The sequence below is a fragment of the Rossellomorea yichunensis genome (assembly GCF_032337515.1).
Taxonomy (GTDB): domain Bacteria; phylum Bacillota; class Bacilli; order Bacillales; family Bacillaceae_B; genus Rossellomorea; species Rossellomorea yichunensis.
This window is the reverse complement of the sequence record NZ_JAVYAD010000003.1, coordinates 483,001-499,207: the sequence shown is the minus strand read 5'-3', so window position 1 is coordinate 499,207 and position 16,207 is coordinate 483,001. Positions and strand designations below refer to the sequence as shown.

The 16,207-nt window shown below is 44.0% G+C and carries 16 protein-coding genes; 2 read left to right on the top strand and 14 right to left on the bottom strand.

Translation table 11 applies throughout. The annotated features are described in order from the left end of the window. Positions 1–9 precede the first annotated feature (9 nt). The 9 genes from ruvB to nadB form a co-directional block, all read right to left on the bottom strand. A complete protein-coding gene (gene ruvB / locus RSX31_RS10315; protein ID WP_148969797.1) occupies positions 10–1,011 on the bottom strand; it encodes a Holliday junction branch migration DNA helicase RuvB in 1,002 nt (333 codons plus the stop codon). 28 nt (positions 1,012–1,039) lie between these two features. After that, positions 1,040–1,651 carry a Holliday junction branch migration protein RuvA gene (gene ruvA / locus RSX31_RS10310; RefSeq protein WP_315634469.1) on the bottom strand — a complete coding sequence of 204 codons (612 nt, stop codon included), beginning with the start codon at positions 1,649–1,651 and terminating at the stop codon, positions 1,040–1,042. 753 nt (positions 1,652–2,404) lie between these two features. Beyond that, complete coding sequence (locus tag RSX31_RS10305) at positions 2,405–2,944, bottom strand: intercompartmental signaling factor BofC (RefSeq protein ID WP_148969799.1); 540 nt, start codon at positions 2,942–2,944, stop codon at positions 2,405–2,407. A 205-nt stretch (positions 2,945–3,149) separates the two neighbouring features. Next, complete coding sequence (locus RSX31_RS10300; protein ID WP_148969800.1) at positions 3,150–3,887, bottom strand: YhcN/YlaJ family sporulation lipoprotein; 738 nt, start codon at positions 3,885–3,887, stop codon at positions 3,150–3,152. A gap of 103 nt (positions 3,888–3,990) precedes the next feature. Next, positions 3,991–4,965 (bottom strand): phosphotransferase, encoded by a 975-nt coding sequence (locus RSX31_RS10295; RefSeq protein ID WP_282138777.1) that lies wholly within the window; start codon positions 4,963–4,965, stop codon positions 3,991–3,993. Position 4,966: 1 nt separating this feature from the next. Continuing rightward, the gene (gene safA, locus RSX31_RS10290) at positions 4,967–6,544 is read right to left on the bottom strand and encodes a SafA/ExsA family spore coat assembly protein (protein WP_262372475.1); all 1,578 of its coding nucleotides are present in this window, start codon (positions 6,542–6,544) and stop codon (positions 4,967–4,969) included. A 158-nt stretch (positions 6,545–6,702) separates the two neighbouring features. Next, a complete protein-coding gene (gene nadA / locus RSX31_RS10285; RefSeq protein WP_315634468.1) occupies positions 6,703–7,809 on the bottom strand; it encodes a quinolinate synthase NadA in 1,107 nt (368 codons plus the stop codon). Positions 7,810–7,811: 2 nt separating this feature from the next. After that, the gene (nadC, locus tag RSX31_RS10280) at positions 7,812–8,657 is read right to left on the bottom strand and encodes a carboxylating nicotinate-nucleotide diphosphorylase (protein WP_148969803.1); all 846 of its coding nucleotides are present in this window, start codon (positions 8,655–8,657) and stop codon (positions 7,812–7,814) included. Continuing rightward, positions 8,626–10,215 carry an L-aspartate oxidase gene (gene nadB / locus RSX31_RS10275; RefSeq protein WP_315634467.1) on the bottom strand — a complete coding sequence of 530 codons (1,590 nt, stop codon included), beginning with the start codon at positions 10,213–10,215 and terminating at the stop codon, positions 8,626–8,628. Before nadB ends, nadC begins: the two co-directional genes overlap by 32 nt. 124 nt (positions 10,216–10,339) lie before the next feature. Between nadB and RSX31_RS10270 the strand changes: the two genes are divergently transcribed. Beyond that, positions 10,340–11,482 (top strand): IscS subfamily cysteine desulfurase, encoded by a 1,143-nt coding sequence (locus RSX31_RS10270; protein WP_148969805.1) that lies wholly within the window; start codon positions 10,340–10,342, stop codon positions 11,480–11,482. 15 nt (positions 11,483–11,497) lie between these two features. Further along, entirely contained in the window at positions 11,498–12,073 is a 576-nt protein-coding gene (locus RSX31_RS10265) for a transcription repressor NadR (protein WP_315634466.1), read from the top strand. Positions 12,074–12,116: 43 nt separating this feature from the next. Here the strand turns inward: RSX31_RS10265 and pheA are convergent, their stop codons facing one another. From pheA to rpmA, 5 genes are all read right to left on the bottom strand, one after another. Continuing rightward, positions 12,117–12,968: a prephenate dehydratase gene (pheA, locus tag RSX31_RS10260; RefSeq protein WP_315634465.1), complete on the bottom strand. Its 852-nt coding sequence runs from the start codon at positions 12,966–12,968 to the stop codon at positions 12,117–12,119. 93 nt (positions 12,969–13,061) lie between these two features. Continuing rightward, the gene (locus RSX31_RS10255) at positions 13,062–13,517 is read right to left on the bottom strand and encodes an ACT domain-containing protein (RefSeq protein ID WP_044339521.1); all 456 of its coding nucleotides are present in this window, start codon (positions 13,515–13,517) and stop codon (positions 13,062–13,064) included. Positions 13,518–13,662: 145 nt separating this feature from the next. Beyond that, entirely contained in the window at positions 13,663–14,949 is a 1,287-nt protein-coding gene (gene obgE, locus RSX31_RS10250) for a GTPase ObgE (protein WP_148969808.1), read from the bottom strand. 32 nt (positions 14,950–14,981) lie between these two features. Beyond that, positions 14,982–15,515 (bottom strand): Spo0B C-terminal domain-containing protein, encoded by a 534-nt coding sequence (locus tag RSX31_RS10245; protein ID WP_148969809.1) that lies wholly within the window; start codon positions 15,513–15,515, stop codon positions 14,982–14,984. Between the two features lie 396 nt (positions 15,516–15,911). Next, positions 15,912–16,202: a 50S ribosomal protein L27 gene (rpmA, locus tag RSX31_RS10240; RefSeq protein ID WP_044339518.1), complete on the bottom strand. Its 291-nt coding sequence runs from the start codon at positions 16,200–16,202 to the stop codon at positions 15,912–15,914. Positions 16,203–16,207 lie beyond the last annotated feature (5 nt).

Here is a 16,207-nt window from a genome sequence, read left to right as displayed (position 1 = left end):
ACTTTCCCGTCAATTGTCTGGCACCTCCAGCTGGAAATGTTCATACACAAGATGAGTGACGATCCTTCCTCTTGGAGTCCGTTGGATAAACCCGATTTGCAAAAGATACGGCTCGTATACATCTTCAATCGTGTGTGACTCTTCCCCGATACTTGCGGCGATTGTATCAAGTCCTACCGGACCGCCTCTAAAGCGCTCGATGATGCCCTTTAGAAGCTTATGGTCGATATGATCTAGGCCCAGTTTGTCCACTTGAAGAAGCTCAAGGGCTTCCCTTGAAAGGTTGGTCGTAATATCACCATTGCCCTTCACCTGGGCAAAATCCCGCACCCTTCTGAGTAACCGATTGGCGATACGTGGGGTGCCCCTCGACCTCCTGGCCAATTCTTCAGAAGCAGTCGCTTCGATCTTTGTATTTAAAATCGCCGCTGTCCGCTGAACAATTTCATTCAACTGTTCCTCATTATAATATTCCAAACGGCATAAAACTCCAAATCGGTCACGAAGAGGGGCTGATAATGCACCGGCGCGGGTCGTCGCTCCCACGAGTGTGAAAGGCGGAAGGTCCAAACGAACAGACCGGGCACTCGGACCATTCCCTATGACAATATCCAAACAAAAGTCTTCCATTGCCGGGTAAAGAACCTCTTCGATCGCCCGTGGCAAACGATGGATTTCATCGATGAACAACACATCACCGGGCTCCAGTGCCGTCAGGACGGCAGCTAAATCTCCCGGTCTCTCAATGGCAGGGCCGGATGTGGTGCGCAGGTTTACGCCCATTTCATTTGCAATCACAGCAGCGAGGGTTGTTTTCCCCAATCCCGGTGGCCCATAAAGAAGAACATGATCCAGGGTTTCCTGACGCATCTTTGCCGCTTCAATGAAAACCTCCAAGTTATGCTTTACTTTATCTTGTCCAATATATTGTTTTATTGTCTGAGGACGCAAGGAATATTCAAAGGAATCTTCATTTATCTCTGATTCGCCTGATACGATTCTTTCTTCCATTCAGACTTCCTCCCTTCATGGAATCCACTTATTTCAATAGAAGCTGAAGAGCTTTCCTGATGATTTCGTCTGATGTATGCCCTTCTCCTTTTAACTTTGGAGTGATTTTCTTGATTTCACGTTCTGAATAGCCCAGGGCTTTAAGGGCAAGAATCGCTTCATCAAATGCTTCATCCTTCCCTGAGGACACTTCGGACTCCTCCGGATTTGAGAATAAACTTGGAAAATAATCAGGCACAACATCCTGAAGCTTCCCTTTTAAGTCCAGGATCATCTGACGAGCTGTCTTCTTACCCACACCGGGAAACTTCGTCAAGAAACTCTCATTCTCTTCTTCGATGGCGGTGATTACCTGCTGGGGGGCACCTGAAGCCAGAATCGCTAAAGCTCCTTTTGGACCAATTCCTGAAACATTTAATAGTTTCATAAATAGCAATTTTTCTTCCATTTCCAGAAAACCATAAAGGGCAATAAGATCTTCACGTACATGCTGATATGTAAAAATCTGAATCTCTTGATTTTGATATTTAGAATAAACAAACGGATTCGCCGTATACAACTGATACCCGATCCCATTATTCTCCACCACTACGTACTCGGGACCCACTTGAGTCACTGTCCCTTTTATATATTCATACATCTCATTCTCTCCCCTAATGGTACATCTCACTACTTTATCTTTAGTCTCTCATCCAAATTCAAAAGACTCTTTTTGCAAAGGTTGTTGTTTTTAACATATTATCTGCCTACGCTCTGTCAATCAGTGTGTGCTGGATGGTGAGGGGAACTGCTTCGCTTGCAGCTAGCGTTCGGCCGAGCCTCCTCAGCTTAGCCGGACGGGGTCTCGGCACGACCGTTCTTCCGCAGGAGTCTACGCATTTCCCCTCACCACCTTTAAAAGATTTTCGTGACAGAGCTCAAAAGTGACAAAGTAAAATCTATAGAAAAAATAGTTTCTCTTCAACAAAAGGAAATCAAGTACTACTCACTTTATATGAGGTTATTTGCAATAATTATTGATTTTATATGTTTCTTTAAAGGATACATGCTCAGAAAGTTGATTGGAGCGGAAGGTGCTCGACTCCTGCTGGAATAGCTGGACAGGTGAGACCCCGGAGGCAAAGCCGAGGAGGCTCACCGCCAGCCCCGCGGAAAGCGAGCATCCTGTAGCGGAAATCAACTACTACTTTCTTCTCTAAGATAGCAACAAACCTTACATAAAGAGCCTTTTCAGAAGTCATATAAAACCTATTGTATCATATCACTATTTGAAGTGATGGGGAAGGGAGACAAAAAAGAAACACTTGTTCTAATTTTATCGGATTATGAAAAGCTTGGGCAGGGGAAACTTCTACGAAAAAAAACCAGTGGCATGTGCACTGGTTTTACACTCTTATTTAGGGACGGAGTACGCTTTAAATTGTTCGAGAACCTCTTCATACTCCTGCTTCGACTTAATGGGGATGCCTTTGACTAAATCATCATGCCGCTTACTTTCAAGCTTCTCTACATCAATCTGGAAGAAGGATTGAATAATCTCTGCCTGTCCCGGTTTTCCATTAAAAATGGATAGAACACCATTATCGGATATACCGAAGTATCCATTTGTCTTTAGGAGAGGGGATATATCATCCATCTGTTTTTGAAACACGACCTGTTCTTCCGTCATATCCACTAGCTGCCAATCCTCGTATGCAGCCCAGAAGTCTTCCATGCTCCAAATCGTTTCCTGCACGATTTCCTCACTGACCTCACCATCCATGTATACTCTTTCCAGTATCACCGTGATTGTGTGGGCGGACGCAACCTCTGCCGGCGTTTCATTCAGCTCGCCTCCATCAGCAGCCTGCTTCTCTTCTGTATAAAAAAACGTGAAGTAAAAAGCACCTATCAACAACATCACCATAAACACGATTCGAACCTTAATCGTCATCGTGATCACCTCGAACTTAAATTATGTAACGCTCTATTCACTAGTCTTGCCAAACCATGTTAAGAATATCCAGTCTAAGTGAATTTTTTCGAGGGACGGACCTCAAGGAGCATTGTTTCATCATTCCCTACTCAAGAAGGTGAACTTTGAAAGAACAAAAAAAGACTACCAAAGAGATTGAACTCTTTAAGTAGTCTCACCTTGCTTACTCATTGTTGCGGTGCTTTACTGACTTAAACATATCGTGCATATCAAAGTTAATACCTTCTCTTGGGCCGCCGTCACGTAAATCATTGTCAATGTTCCTGACTCGACTGAATGTACCTTCATCGGTCACGACCGAAACCGTTCTTCCATGAAGATATGGCTGTACGGCTTTTTTCACTCTGGTTTTCGTTTCTTCTATTTTGCTATGGTCATCAAGCTCTACAGCAATCAGGACATCAGAACCATAAGCTACCGCACGAACGTCACTGACATTTTCAACTTTTCCTGTGACATCACCAATTTTCTCAGCCAGGTCACCTTCATAAGCTGTGTAGTAAGATCTCTTCGCATTTCGCGTATTATCATCAAGATGACCGTGGTAATTCGCATCACCATGGCTCGCGCGGCCGTCTTGGGCCATGAAATTCTCGTCATAGTCAGCGAGTGGTCTTGAAGGGTTTTGAGGATTTCCATTTTCATCCTTCACTTGAAGGAAATCACGTTTCTTTTGACGGATATCCTGCCCTTCCCTCCCAACAGAATGATCATACATTTCAGTTAGAGGTCCGTCCCTCTCATCTTCCTTATCTCCCCCGTGGCCTTCGTTTGAATAGAAGCCGAGGGGCTCATAGGAGTCTGTATAGCGATCTTGGGCTTCTTCTTCTCCAGTGTTACATGCAGCAAGGCCCAATGTCATGACGGCTGTTAATGGTACCATGAATAATCGTTTATTCAATGGTGATTCCTCCTTCAACCCAATACTTGAGCATAATTTGTGCTCACCATTAGGTTGTGAAAGGATCTCACCTTTCATTCGGGTCAAAGTTTGGAGACATCCCCTACAATTGGGTATTGATCCTTTTTACTTCTCCATGCAGCTCTTGATTGAATTGCATTCGCTGTGAAAATTGATGAAGGGTTAAATTGATTAAGTAACCCCAAACACGCTGCTTATAGGATTGATCTTCACGGATGAATCGATTCCACTCTCGAAACACATCTGATGGATACATTAAACCAAGATAAAAGATGAGCTCATCCTCATATGATTTGAATGGTGTCAGTCTTTTGACGTCACTTAGAGACCAATTTATATAAGGTAAAATCCGGTTACAAAACTGCAGGTCATCGGTTAACTCTGTAGAAAGTGACATTAAATCAAAGTCAATCATATACACCATCCCGTTCTTTCCTCTTAAGAAATTATGATGTGCTACATCTCCATGAGTAATGCACTTTCCATACTCTTCGATGTCGATCGATTTTAATTCTTTCAATGCCCACTTCCCCCATTCTAAATACGTATACAAATAATAAGGTTGAATGAAGGCTTGCAAATAGGGAAGATTATATTGAAACTGCATCATTCGTTTTTTCCATTTTTTCAGCCATTTGTATCGTGGAATCTCAGTTGTCCATGAATGGTTGATTTTTTTCGATACTGAATGAAATTTTTTCAGTACCTTTAAAGCATCATCCCTATCTTCAGGTTGATCATAACGGATGGACCGGGACGTTTCTAACCATGTGGTAATACCGATTGGAGATCCTTCAAATAGTAATATCTCCCGCTCGTGAATAGGATGAAACGGCAGTACGTGATAAAACTTTTCCCTTAACAACGTTGAAATCAGCCGTTCCTGATGTAAGAACCTCAGTTGATTTGGAAATCGTTTCACAAACCACTTTCTTCCATTGCTTTTGAGCTTCCATTTTCCTTCTTTTAGCATTTTAAGGGTTGCTCCGGGATCGTTTAACTTAGATTGTAAAAAAGAAAGGAGACGATGTGAATAATCGTCCCCTCGTACATGCATGTTAGCCCTCAAAGTCATCGTCATTGAAGTTCGGCATGGAAAATGCCCTTGGACCAAACATTCCTTGTGGTCCCATTGGCATGCCCATTCCCTGACCTTGGGGTCCCATCGGCATTCCTTGGCCAGGCATACCTTGGCCAGGCATTCCCTGCCCCATCATTCCTGGTCCGAAGCCGTATGGTTGTTGCTGCATTCCTTGAGGCATTTGATGGTGCATTTGCTGTTGCATCATCGGATGATGCATCATTGGCCCATATCCTTGAGGTCCACCGCATCCGCAATCACCTTGGTCGCTTGCTCCCATTACTCCGGACGGCTGACCCATTGGCATTTGACCACCCATTTGGGCTCCCATGACTCCTGATGGCTGACCCATCGGCATCTGGCCACCCATTTGGGCTCCCATGACTCCTGATGGCTGGCCCATCGGCATTTGATGTCCATACATCGAAGAAGGAGACTCTTCTGACATTGCTCCCTGAACTTGACCTCCCGGCCCCATTGGATACCCACCATGGAATCCTGGTCCCGGCATGACAGGAGAGACTGGATAGCAATTCTGAGGATACATCATGGCCGGTGATACTTGTTGCGGCATTTGAACGGATGGATAGTCATTTTCATCTGACACACCCATTACTCCGGACGGCTGACCCATTGGTTGTTGCATTGGCATTTGCATCGGCTGTTGCATATGCATCGGCTGTTGCATCGGCTGTTGCATCGGCTGTTGCATCGGCATTTGACCATGCGGCATGTATGGCATGACAGATGAAGACTCTTCTTCATGCCCCATTTGCGGCATCATCGGCATCTGTTGCATTCCAGGCATCATGGAAGCTCCCTGAACCCCGCTTCCAGGCCCCATTGGCATTCCTTGGCCCATCGGCATTCCATATCCTCCTGGATGCATTCCCCATCCATGTGGTGGACAGAAACCTGATCCTGGCATTACAGGTGATACGGGTACGCAATTATTTGGGTTAAACATAGGCTGGTTGTTCCCTCCTTGTGGTTGAGATGGCATTTGTAAGCTTTCTTCTTCTTGAACACCTTGAACGGCTTCTTGCTTTGGTTTTGGCTTTGGCTGTTCTTTTGCTTTTGGAAGTACATTAGTAGGTTTAGGCGGCGTTTGAGGTTTTGGTTTTGGCTTTGCTTGCTGCTTTGGTTGTTGCATTGGCTGTTGCATTTGCATATTCGCCATATTCATCATGTAGTAGTTGTTAATATCAATTTCCGGCACCACTGGTTGAGGCATTTTAGGTGCAAATGGCTTTTGTACTTCTTTCGGCTTTTCTTTCTTTGGCTCTTCGACTGGCATGGCCATAGGCTTCTGCTCTTTGAACGGATGCTCTGCTTTAGGCATCTCCTTCTTTGGCATTTCCTTGGAACCGTACTTGATCTGTGTCTCTTTCTTTACGGATCCGCCTGTAGTCGGCACTTTAATTTTCATGCCAGGCATAATCATGTCAGGGTTTGATAGCTGGGCATTCATCTGTTTTAACTCTTCGAAATTCACGCCATACTTCTTGGCGATCTTCCATAGAGTATCCCCTTTTTGAACAATATGGATTTTCACTCTTTTTCCCTCCTCAGGCATAAGTCTATATATCCTATGACAAGATAGGCAAATTGCTAATCATCTACATAAAAACTTATGAGTGATTCAAAAAAAATATACCGTCCCGGACGATGGAAAGGTATATTTCAGCTTGGACGAATAATTATTTAACTTCATTAAGCACGGGCTAACATGCGTTCTAAGGCGAAAATCGCATTTCGTGCAGTATCTTCATCCACTGTAATGATATTTTCGGGTACTCCCTCCATAATCTTTTCCAATGACCATACTAAATGGGGCAAATCGATGCGATTCATCGTTAAACAAGGACACATATATGGATTTAAGGAAACGATCGTCTTATCGGGATGTTGATTGATCAGTCTTTTCACAAGATTCATTTCTGTTCCTATCGCCCAGGAAGATCCTGGAGCCGACTGGTCGATCGTTTCTATAATAAATTTCGTGCTTCCATTAAAATCTGATTTCTCCACCACTTCACGGCGACATTCAGGATGAACGATGATCTTCATGTCAGGATGATTTTTTCGGATTTCCTCTATATTCTTCTCTGTGAAGTTTTCATGTACGGAACAGTGGCCTTTCCACAGGATCACTTTCACACCATCAAGGTCCCCATCATGGATCAGCTCGTTTCTAATCGGATCCCAGACAGCCATTTCACTTAAGGAAACACCAAGATCTGCTGCTGTGTTACGTCCTAAGTGTTGATCAGGCAAGAAGAGAATCCGTTCCTTCTGCCCTAAAGCCCATTCCACCATTTTGTGTGCATTTGATGACGTAACCGTTGCTCCTCCATTCTTTCCAACAAAGCTTTTGATTGCTGCGGTGGAATTGACATACGTGAGGGGAATGATTGTATCACCGAATCGCTCCGTCAGTTTGCCCCATGCCTTTTCCGTTTGATAAATATCTGCCATATCTGCCATGGAACACCCCGCCCTCATATCGGGTAAGATGACAACTTGATTTTCATCCGTTAAAATATCTGCCGTTTCGGCCATAAAATGGACTCCGCAAAACACAATGAATTCCGCTTCTTTATTTTGAGCGGATATTTGGGCAAGTTGAAGGGAATCCCCGACGGCATCAGCAAATTGGATCACTTCATCTTTTTGATAATGATGACCTGGAATAAAAAGCTTCTTTCCTAATTGACGTTTGATTTCCCTCACTCTGTTTTCCATTTCTTCCGTTGTGAGGCTTGTAATCGATTCAGGTAATACACCCGTTTCTTTTGTTAATTCATCCAGTAACCCCATGTTCATACCCCTTTCGCTATTCTTACTCTTGCGCTGATATCAAGTGATTTCACCGAATGGGTCAAGTACCCGAGGGAGATATAATGGATACCTGTCTCTGCATAAGCATTGAGACTTTCCCTCGTGATCCCACCCGATGCTTCCGTCACGATATGAGAGGGAACAAGAGGGATCCACTCCCGGATCGTCTCTGGACTACAGTTATCGAACATAATGACATCTGCTCCGCTTTCGATCGCTTCCACCAACTGCTCCCTTGTTTCGATTTCCACTTCCACTTTCACCATATGACCGATTTGACTCTTCACCTTATTCACAGCTTTTGAAATCGATCCGGCAAATGAAATGTGATTATCCTTCAGCATGACGGCATCATAAAGGCCATTTCTGTGGTTGAATCCTCCACCGGTCCTTACGGCATACTTCTCAAGCATCCGTAACCCCGGGGTTGTTTTCCGTGTATCACATAATCGGACGCCACTCCCTTTAACCTGCTGTACGGCTCGATGGGTTTCGGTGGCAATACCGCTCATGCGCTGAATCAAATTGAGGACAACTCTTTCAGCCTGGAGAAGATCCCTCATAGGACCTCTGATTTCAGCTATCAATTGTCCCGTTTCGACCATTTCTCCATCTTCAATGAACACTCTTGCTTGGATTGATGGATTGAAGAGCCCGAACCCAACCTCGATCACATCTTTCCCACAAAATATACCGCTCTCTTTCATCAGGAATGAAAAAGATCCTTCATCGTCTTTAGAAAACAGAATTTCAGAAGAGTGATCTCCATCACCCAGATCTTCACGGTAAAAGTCTTCAAGCATAGATTTTAGTTTCATTTTGTTCATGATATTCCACCCTCAATCTACCATCATTGTTTTGTAAAACCATTTTCCGTTTTAACCATTGATCATTATCTTCACGAGGGAAGTCTGATCGGATATGACCTCCCCTGCTTTCCTTCCGTAATAAAGCGGACTTTGTCACGAGCAAGCTTACGATCCACATGAAATATATGTGAATCTCTTCACGTGAATTAAAATCGAGAAGCTCATGGAATGTCAGGGGCTGTGCCTTTAACCACTTCAAATGTGCGAGCAGCCCATCTTCATCCCGAATGATCCCGACACGCTCCATCATACCTTCTTTTATATCTGCAGATTGTAAGGGGATATTAAGGGACTCTCCCTCTTTAATCTGATCGGATGTGGAGTGGAGATGAGGCGAGGGGCTGACTCCCTTTTGAATAAGAAATTTACCCAGGCGTTCCCCGAACACCAATCCTTCTAATAATGAATTGCTTGCCAGTCGATTAGCCCCGTGAATTCCGGTGCATGCAACTTCCCCGATGGCATATAACCCTGGGATATTCGTTCTCCCGGCATGATCTGTTACGACCCCACCCATCATAAAGTGACAACCAGGGGAAACAGGGATCATCCCTTCCTTGATGGAAATGTTATGTTTCAAGCAAAGAGTGGAGATGGAAGGGAATTTCCCCATGAAATCTTCTATTCTACTAATATCCAGATACACTTCCCTTCCCCTTTGCCGCTCCTTATAAATACGTTCAGCGACAATATGCCGGGGGGCAAGTTCCAGTTGTGGATCGACACCCTCCATGATCCTTTCTCCCTTATCATTTAACAGAAGTGCACCTTCCCCTCTGACGGCCTCTGAGATAAGACCGCATGTTTTCCCGTCCAGCCAAAGGAGGGTCGGATGAAACTGAATGAATTCCATATCTGATAGCTTTGCCCCTGCAAGAAAGGCAAGCGCCATTCCATCTCCCGTCACAGCTGGATGATTGGATGTAGAGGAATATATACCGCCGATTCCCCCAGTGGCGAGGACGACATGGGAAGCATAGTAATAGCGGATTGAATCATTCTTATCCTTTGTTTTCACCCCGCAGCAATGGCCGTTGTCGTCTTTAACAAGCTCGTAAACCATTTCCCCTTCGATGAATTCAACCTTTTCCATTGAAAGGGATTTCAATAAGTACTTCACTAAATATTTCCCCGTTTGATCTCCACCACTATGCAGGATCCGATGTTCACTATGTGCCCCCTCCATGCCCAGCGAGAGACTTCCATCCACTTTTCGATCAAAGGGTGCTCCTTCATCCACCAGGGATTGTACGATTCTTTTTCCATCTGCTATGAGTTGATTCACACCATCTTCGTCCTGGTGATAGCGGCCTGCTTCCAATGTATCTTTAAAATGAGCATTTACAGAATCCTTCAGTCCTAAAGGTGCCGCAATCCCGCCTTGAGCGAGGTAAGAGTTACCACTTTTTATTTTATCCTTTGTGATAATCATCACATAAAAATGATTTTGAAGTTGACGTGCCAATTGCAAGGCGGCAATGCCACTTCCTACGATAATAATATCGGTTTTTCCCATCAAAAACCCTCCTGATTATTTACAGGTGTCTTGACACATATATTTACACATATTTAAACTAATGACAAGAGTTTTTTACCAGACTCATATATTCAGACTATTTTCATAAAAGGCAGGTTACAAGATGAACTATTTTGATTACGCCGCTACAACCCCTATAGATCCTGAAAGTTTACTTGTGGTTCAAACAGTCAGTGAGGAGTTCTGGGGCAATCCTAGCAGTCTTCACGACATTGGCGGAAAAGCACAGCATCTACTGACTAAATGCAGAGAAAAATTGGCAGGGATGCTTGGGGTCCCGTCTAAAGGAATATACTTTACCTCCGGAGGGACAGAGGGTAATCATTTGGCCCTTGTCACATTGGCACTTAGCAGACAAGAAAAAGGAAAGCACATCATCCTGGGTGGCGCTGAACATTCATCCCTGCATTCTTCAGCAGCTTTTCTTGAGCAATTTGGCTTTACCGTTACAAAGATCCCTTTCACCTCTCAAGGATTGATTGACCTTCAGGTATTAGAAGAATCGATTTCAGAAGAAACCATCATTGTCAGCATCGGACACGTCAATGGAGAAATCGGCACGATCCAGCCATTGCAGGACATTAAGAATCTGCTAATAAACCGTGACATATTGCTGCACAGCGATATGGTTCAATCATTCGGGAAAATGGACATCACGGAATTCACTACCATCGTCGACAGTTTCACACTCTCTTCTCATAAAATTTATGGACCAAAGGGAGTCGGCGTTCTTTATATCAATCCTTCCCTTGATGTATCTCCCATGATTCCGGGACAGACTCATGAGGACGGGTTCAGGGGAGGCACGGTGAACCTCCCGGGGATCGCTGGATTCGTGACAGCCGCCAGTATATGTCATGACTCAATTTCAACACCGCATTATTTTCGGTTGAGAACACGTTTCTTATCACAATTGGAAGAACAACTGCCGGGAACATACACCCTCTATGAAGGCCCTGCACCCGCACAGCTTCCACATGTGGTCGGACTTGGGATTCACGGCCTCGAGGGTCAATGGCTCATGCTCGAATGCAACAGGCGTGGAATGGGCATCTCAACAGGCAGTGCGTGCGCGGCAGGTTCACAGGATATGTCTAAGACATTGACAAGTATGGGAGTCGGCCAAAGAGCCGGAAAAGAATTCATCCGGATTTCATTCGGGAGAGATACGAAGGAAGAACATGTAGGAGCATTGGTACAAACTTTATCTGAAATCCATGCGGCTCATGTATCTTCCTTAACTTGAAGAACGAGTTGTGGTATGATTTCCTATATAAAATTGGGGACGGAGGAGATATCTTTGGCAGGAAAAAAGATCCTTGGGGATGAGAGAAGACAATGGATCCTCGATAAACTAATCACAACACATGCCCCTGTAACAGGTGGAGATCTCGCAAAACAGACCAATGTCAGTCGACAAGTCATCGTAAGTGATATCACATTGCTGAAAGCAAAAGGAGAGCCCATCATTGCGACCAGTCAAGGCTATCTGTACATGCCGACTTCCAATCAGGAAACGCTGATTGAACGCACTGTTGCCTGTCAGCACCCGCCTGATCGTTCGGAAGAAGAACTATTCTTACTTGTCGATCACGGCGTAACCGTGAAAGATGTGAAGATCGAGCACGGGGTATACGGAGATTTAACCGCATCCATCATGGTCTCAAATCGCAAAGAGGTAGAACAGTTCATGAAGAAGATAGAAGACACAGGCGCTTCCTTTTTATCTGAACTGACAGATGGTGTCCATTTACATACGTTAATGGCATCAACAGAAAAATCCCTCGAAAGTGCAGAAAATGCCCTGCAAGAAGCAGGATTCCTTATTCAATCTTAATAAAAGAGGCAGATTTCTAATTAGAAATCTGCCTTTTCACTGTTCAATTATCCAATAAATAAGAAGAATATGTCCCGATCATTTTAACTTTGCATCCGAGGGCTTCCATTTCACTGATCGCTCCCGGCAGTAGCACATCATCCATTTCGTGGGCCACATCAATCAAGAAGAAATAATCCCCTAACCCTGTTTTCAACGGTCTGGATTCAATTTTGCTTAAGTTCAATTGTCTCCAAGCAAAGGTTGATAAGACCTGATGGAGAGCTCCTGATCGATCTTTCGGGAGAGTCACCATCAAGGTCGTCTTCTCTATCGCTTTTTCCTGGGAAAGCGACAAGGGATCGGCCGTCTTATGTAATACGATGAACCTTGTATGATTATAGGCAAAGTCATGAATGTTTTCATGCAGGATCCGTAACCCGTATTTTTCAGCCGCCAACTCATTCCCGATCGCCCCGAGAAACGTATCAGGGTTCTCACTCACGAATTTGGCCGCGGCTGCCGTACTGGTCGTTTGTTCTAAAGAGACGCCCCGAAACCGCTTATGTAAAAACTTATGGCACTGTGCCAATGCATGGGAATGGGAAAGAATTTTTCGAATCGATTCTTCGCTATCGCTCCATTCCGGGTGTATCATCAAGTGCTGCTGAATCGCGGACGTCAATTCTGCTGTAATCGCTAAATTCGCTTCATGAAACAAATAATCGACTGTAATATGTACTGAGCCTTCCAAGGCATTTTCTAATGGAACAACGGCATAATCCACCTCATTCTCTATCACCGCTTCAATGCAATCAGGAATCGTTACATACGGTACCGTATCTTGTTCTGGAAATGCCTTCTTGACAGCTAAATCTGTAAAGGAAGCCTGGGGTCCTAAATAGGCAATTTTCACTCTGATCTTCCTCTCACTCTCACCAAATTTATTGAACATTCTAACACGTATAGCATCAAAGAGAAAGAGTTTTTAAGCAAAAAAAAAGAAGCATCAGGCTCCGGAACCCAATACTTCTACTTTTTCTACAAATTCTAATCGTCTCAGCTTTGAAAGCAAATCTTCCAATCCTATCGTAAGGTCAGTCACATTAAGTGATAGCGTGACATTCGCTCTTCCCTGCAATGGGATTGTCTGATGAATCGTTAATATATTGCAACCATGCTTGGCTGTTTCACTGAGTAAATGAGACAGCGTTCCTGAACGATCTTCCAGATGGAAGAATAGCGTGATGATTCTCTCCTTCACCACGGTGTGAAAAGGAAACACAGTATCACGATATTTATAAAAGGCACTCCGGCTTAAATCAACCCGATGGACCGCTTCCCATACTGAGTCTGCCTTGCCTCTTTCAATCAATTCTTTCGCATCCAGGGTTTTCTTCATTGCTTCGGGCAGCACATCTTCACGTACTAAATAAAACTTGCCCTCTTGAAATTTTTTCCCCAATGACTATTCCTCCAATTGTCTTGCTCAAGAGGACAGGGGCAAAGATCAAGCCCCTGAGAAAACCTCCCAGCTTACTATTGTAGAGCATCATCCGCTAATAAAAGCCGTCAATGCTCTTCTGTCTGAAATAGATGAAGGATGAAACTTAATCGACAAATTCGAATTCATATTTTAACAAGCGGATCGTGTCGCCGTTCTCGGCACCACGCTCACGAAGGGCTTCATCCACTCCGTACGAACGAAGCTGTCTTGCGAATCGTCTCGTAGAATCTTCCCGGGAGAAGTCCGTCATCTTGAACAACCTCTCAATTTTCGCACCGCTGACAACGAATGTTCCATCAGGATCACGAGTGATTTCGAATTCTCTCTCTTCTTCTTCATGCTTGTAAAGGACACGGTGGATACCCGTTTCCTCTTCTTCATGAATAGGAAATTCAGAAGTTGTTTCCACTTTATCAGCTACGGCATATAGAAGCTCACTAAGCCCTTGACGCGTAACAGCTGAGATCGGGAAAACAGGGAAATCTTCCTGCAGTTTCTCTTTGAAGATCTTCAGGTTTTCTTCTGAATCAGGCATGTCCATTTTATTGGCAACGATGATTTGAGGTCTCTCCGTTAAACGAAGATTGTATTGCTTAAGCTCTTCATTGATTGTCAGATAATCCTCGTATGGATCTCTTCCTTCCATTCCACTCATATCGATCACGTGAACAATAACACGTGTACGTTCAATATGGCGCAGGAATTGGTGACCGAGTCCGACACCTTCATGGGCTCCTTCAATTAACCCAGGCAAATCAGCCATGACGAAGCTTCTCCCATCTCCTGTTTCAACCATTCCAAGATTCGGAACGATGGTTGTGAAATGGTACGAAGCAATCTTTGGCTTGGCAGCTGAAACAACTGAAAGCAATGTGGATTTCCCTACGCTCGGGAATCCAACCAGTCCAACATCTGCTAGTAGCTTCAATTCCATCACGATATAACGCTCTTGTCCCGGCTCCCCTTTTTCAGAAAGCTCAGGAGCTGGGTTGGCAGGCGTAGCGAAACGGGAATTCCCTCTACCACCGCGGCCACCTTTCGTAATCACGGCACGCTGACCATGCTGAACAAGGTCTGCAATCGTTTCACCTGTATCATCATCCTTCACGACTGTTCCAGGTGGAACCTTTACAACCATATCTTCTGCGTTGCGTCCATGCTGATTCTTACTCATCCCGTGCTCTCCACGAGTGGCTTTGAAATGACGCTGATAACGGAAATCCATCAACGTTCTTAAGCCTTCATCCACTTCAAAAATGACGTCTGCACCGTGACCGCCATCTCCTCCGGCAGGACCACCTTTAGGTACATATTTCTCACGACGGAAGGCAACCATACCGTTTCCGCCGTCACCGCCCTTTGTATAAACCTTGACCTGATCTATAAACATACTCTCACTCCTAACTTATCCGTGAAATCGCCTCATCGGGCGACTACATGAATGACAAGAACCTCTTCTTGAAGTTGTTCTATTTCTATATTTTCTCCGTTTGATCGTTGATTCTTTATCCAGTCTTCCACCAAGCTTCTACTCTTTAGTATACCTGTGAAATCAAATATAAAACGGGATTGTTCTTTTGTAATGTCCAGTAAGATGGATAATTGATTTTCTACATTGTTCATTACATTTGATTCAAGGAATTCTAGCAACTCCTTGCACCAGTTGTAAAGTCTCCGATCTTCAAGCCCGTGTGATGACTCCGATTGAATCACTTCAAAATCCAGCTTAATCAAATGTCTTGACCAATTATATGTTAATATCCATTCTGCCAATAATGGAAGCTTTAAATTCGATAGCTTCGACTCATTTTGTGCAACGAGAACCATTTCCTCGATCACTTGCTTCGCCCGCTCCACGCGATCAAGATCCAAGTTGCCTTTTATTAATTGCAAATCATTCATCCAGTCGTGGCGAGCATGCCTTAACGCCTCGACTACACCCCATTTTTCGCTCATAATCTAACTCCTATACTTTAAGTGCTACCTGTAAGTATATCAAAGATGGGACTCTCGCGTATATTGTTTCTGTAAAATTGGTGGTGAATGAAGATTAGGTGGGATGCTTGATTTACAGGAATTGAAAATTAATCGTTAAATTTGAAAATAAATGGGTGGAAATTGAAAATAAAATTCAATTTTTGAAAATAAATAGGTCAAAGTTAAAAATAAATCGCTTTTACACCTGCTTTTGAATCAAATACTCTCGATCTTAACCCTAATTCTCAGTAAAAAAAGTCCAAATTCAATATAAATCTGTCTGAAACACCATCAAACCCGAGCCATCACCCATATCCCTGATAAAAATAAAACTCTAACCGAAAGTCGGTTAGAGTTTTCGTTAAAGATATGCGATTAAGCTTCATTCGCAACTGGGTATACGCTCACTTTTTTCTTGTCACGACCCATGCGTTCGAAACGAACAACACCGTCGGTCTTAGCGAAAAGTGTATCGTCGCCACCACGGCCGACGTTTAGGCCTGGATAAATTTTCGTACCGCGTTGACGGTAAAGAATTGATCCACCAGTAACCATTTGACCGTCTGCACGCTTAGCACCAAGACGCTTTGAGATAGAGTCACGACCATTTTTAGTCGAACCTACTCCTTTTTTAGACGCAAAAAACTGAAGGTCTAATCTTAACATCTGTT

Excerpts from the sequence above, each read along its gene's own strand:
- rpmA (WP_044339518.1), bottom strand. The coding sequence starts at position 16,202 with ATGTTAAGATTAGACCTTCAGTTTTTTGCGTCTAAAAAAGGAGTAGGT.
- nadA (WP_315634468.1), bottom strand. The coding sequence starts at position 7,809 with ATGGGGTTACTGGATGAATTAACAAAAGAAACGGGTGTATTACCTGAA.
- obgE (WP_148969808.1), bottom strand. The coding sequence starts at position 14,949 with ATGTTTATAGATCAGGTCAAGGTTTATACAAAGGGCGGTGACGGCGGA.
- RSX31_RS10305 (WP_148969799.1), bottom strand. The coding sequence starts at position 2,944 with ATGACGATTAAGGTTCGAATCGTGTTTATGGTGATGTTGTTGATAGGT.
- ruvB (WP_148969797.1), bottom strand. The coding sequence starts at position 1,011 with ATGGAAGAAAGAATCGTATCAGGCGAATCAGAGATAAATGAAGATTCC.
- ruvA (WP_315634469.1), bottom strand. The coding sequence starts at position 1,651 with ATGTATGAATATATAAAAGGGACAGTGACTCAAGTGGGTCCCGAGTAC.
- nadB (WP_315634467.1), bottom strand. The coding sequence starts at position 10,215 with ATGGGAAAAACCGATATTATTATCGTAGGAAGTGGCATTGCCGCCTTG.
- RSX31_RS10295 (WP_282138777.1), bottom strand. The coding sequence starts at position 4,965 with ATGCATGTACGAGGGGACGATTATTCACATCGTCTCCTTTCTTTTTTA.
- RSX31_RS10245 (WP_148969809.1), bottom strand. The coding sequence starts at position 15,515 with ATGAGCGAAAAATGGGGTGTAGTCGAGGCGTTAAGGCATGCTCGCCAC.
- RSX31_RS10270 (WP_148969805.1), top strand. The coding sequence starts at position 10,340 with ATGAACTATTTTGATTACGCCGCTACAACCCCTATAGATCCTGAAAGT.
- nadC (WP_148969803.1), bottom strand. The coding sequence starts at position 8,657 with ATGAACAAAATGAAACTAAAATCTATGCTTGAAGACTTTTACCGTGAA.
- RSX31_RS10265 (WP_315634466.1), top strand. The coding sequence starts at position 11,498 with ATGATTTCCTATATAAAATTGGGGACGGAGGAGATATCTTTGGCAGGA.